Origin of the sequence: Schlesneria sp., from assembly GCF_036405755.1 — a bacterium.
Lineage (GTDB): Bacteria > Planctomycetota > Planctomycetia > Planctomycetales > Planctomycetaceae > Schlesneria > Schlesneria sphaerica.
Window position 1 is genome coordinate 1 of sequence record NZ_DASWWZ010000310.1, and the last position, 2,734, is coordinate 2,734.

The 2,734-nt window shown below is 53.9% G+C and carries 2 protein-coding genes; both read left to right on the forward strand.

Annotated features, from left to right (window positions below):
• Nucleotides 1-1,397, forward strand: a 1,397-nt coding sequence (locus tag VGE80_RS10795) for an arylsulfatase (protein ID WP_440592671.1), incomplete at its 5' end; no start/stop codon positions are given.
• A 227-nt stretch (nucleotides 1,398-1,624) separates the two neighbouring features.
• Nucleotides 1,625-2,632 (forward strand): HAD family hydrolase, encoded by a 1,008-nt coding sequence (locus tag VGE80_RS10800; protein WP_397570937.1) that lies wholly within the window; start codon nucleotides 1,625-1,627, stop codon nucleotides 2,630-2,632.
• Nucleotides 2,633-2,734 lie beyond the last annotated feature (102 nt).

Genomic DNA, 2,734 nt, shown 5'->3' on the forward strand with positions numbered 1-2,734 from the left:
TGCTCTTCACGGACTACTATGGCGAGCAAAGCTGTACCGCCGGGCGTGCGTCGTTTATCACGGGGCAGCATGGCCTGCGAACCGGATTAACCAAGGTGGGAATGCCTTCTGCCACCATCGGCCTGCAGAAAGAGGACCCCACGATCGCCGAGATGCTGAAGCCTCTCGGGTATGTGACGGGACAGTTCGGCAAGAACCACTTGGGAGATCGAAACGAGTTCCTTCCCACCGTTCATGGTTTTGATGAGTTCTATGGCAATCTGTATCACTTGAACGCCGAGGAGGAGCCAGAGCACGTCGATTATCCGAAAGATCCCTCTTTCGCTGCGAAGTACGGACCCCGCGGAGTTCTGGACTGTAGAGCGAGCGATAAGGACGATCAGACTGTCGATCCCCGCTTCGGCAAAGTCGGTAAGCAGATCATTAAGGATACGGGGGCTCTCACACGTAAGCGGATGGAAACTATCGACGACGACATTGCTGAGCGTGCTGTGGAATTTATCCACCGCCAATCGAAAGCGAATCAGCCATTCTTCGTCTGGGTCAACTTCACCCATATGCATTTCCGCACTCACGTGAAACCCGAAATCAAGGGACAGTCCGGCCGCTGGATGAGTGAGTATTGCGATGCCATGATCGACCATGACAAGAACGTCGGTACCGTGCTGAAGGCGCTTGATGACGCGGGAATCGCTGACAATACCTTCGTGATGTACAGCACCGACAACGGACCCCATATGAATTCCTGGCCGGATGGGGCCATGACTCCCTTTCGGAACGAAAAAAATTCAAACTGGGAAGGGGCCTATCGGGTCCCTTGTATGGTTCGCTGGCCGGGAGTCATCAAACCGGGAAGTGTTTCCAATGGAATTGTCAGCCATCTTGACTGGCTGCCCACTTTGGCCGCAATCGCGGGTGACAGCGAAGTCACACAGAAATTGCTGGCGGGCTATAAAGTCGGGAATACGACTTACAAGGTTCACCTCGACGGGTTCAATCTACTTCCTCTGCTGGCCGGCGAAACTGACAAAAGCCCACGAGAGTCGTTTCTCTACTGCAATGATGATCAGCAATTGACCGGATTGCGTTTTGACAACTGGAAGCTGGTTTTCATGGAACAGCGCACAACAGGCACATTGCGGGTTTGGGCCGAGCCTTTTGTGACGCTGCGATTTCCTAAACTGTTTAATCTGCGGCTGGACCCTTACGAACGCGCCGATGTCACTTCGAACACCTACTACGACTGGGTGCTCGACCGCGTTTATTTGTTCCTGCCTGCCAATGACTATGTCGCGAAATTCCTGATGACATTCAAGGACTACCCGCAACGGCAGAAGGCCGCAAGCTTTAATCTGAGCGAAGTGCTGGAACTGCTGTCAGGAGCCCCCAGCGAATAATTCATGACAACGATGACGTAGAAAAAGCCAACACGATGCAACTCAGGCCGTGTTGCCTTCGATCTTGTCAGTCTATCCAAACACGAGACGAGCGATTTTGGTAACTTCGCTCGTCTCGTGGTCGTATGATATTAGTGAAATTCCGACATCAGGTGGGTTCGGCCGTTCAAGGCTGCTCCGTTGTTTGAATCACGAGGTCTCATCGGTTCTGCTGATTTCCAGGAGCAATGACGGCAATGAAATTCTGCTTCTCAGTTTACTTGTGCCTGGCAACAGCCCTCTTGCTGGGAGTCGTTCCTGGTGAAACAAGGGCGGTCGATGAATTGCCATCCTGGAATGAAGGCCGCGCCAAGTCGGCCATCATCAATTTCGTGACCAGAGTGACGGACGAACAAGGGACGGGCTTCGTACCTCTTCGAGATCGGATTGCCGTTTTTGACAATGACGGAACCTTGTGGTCAGAGCAACCGATGTACTTTCAGGCGTACTTTGTGCTCGATCGACTGAAACGTGCTCCGCAGCAAAATCAAGACAGGAAATGGGACCTGTCGGTCTTCGCCGCACTAAAGGGAGACTTTGCCAAAGCACTTGCTGGCGGTGAAAAAGGACTCGTCAACATGGTGACAGCCGCTCATGCGGGGATGACAACGGAGGAGTTTGAAGCCGCCGTAAAAGAGTGGATTGCCACCGCTCGGCATCCTCAGACGGGGCGCCTGTTTACGCAGATGGTCTACCAGCCGATGCTCGAATTGCTCCAGTATCTGCGAGCGAACGGCTTCAAAACTTACATCGTTTCTGGCGGAGGAATCGAGTTTCTCCGTCCGTGGGCGGAGCAAGTGTACGGGGTCCCCCCTGAGCAGGTCATCGGGAGCAGCGTTAAGACAAAGTTTGAACTCCGGGATGAGAAGCCCGTGCTGGTTCGACTCGCGGAGTTAAACGTCATCAATGACAAGGCCGAAAAGCCAGTTTCCATCAACAGCTTTATTGGGCGGCGACCGATCGCCGCGTTTGGTAACTCGGACGGTGATTTTGAAATGCTGCAATGGACGACGACGGGGCCCGGTCCACGATTCGGCCTGATCGTTCATCACACTGATGGCGCGCGCGAATTTGCCTATGACCGTAACAGCCCATTCGGGCGATTGGACAAAGGCCTCGACGAGGCCGAGACACGGGGCTGGACCGTCGTGGACATGAAGAGCGAGTGGAAGACGATCTATCCTGACATTGAATAGCTTGCCGCCGGGTTGCTACGACGCTTGTATCCGCCGTTCCCTGATTAAAGCTCTCGTTGCGGTCGTCCTCTGGCTGACCACGCACCGTGCAAAAAACGTCAC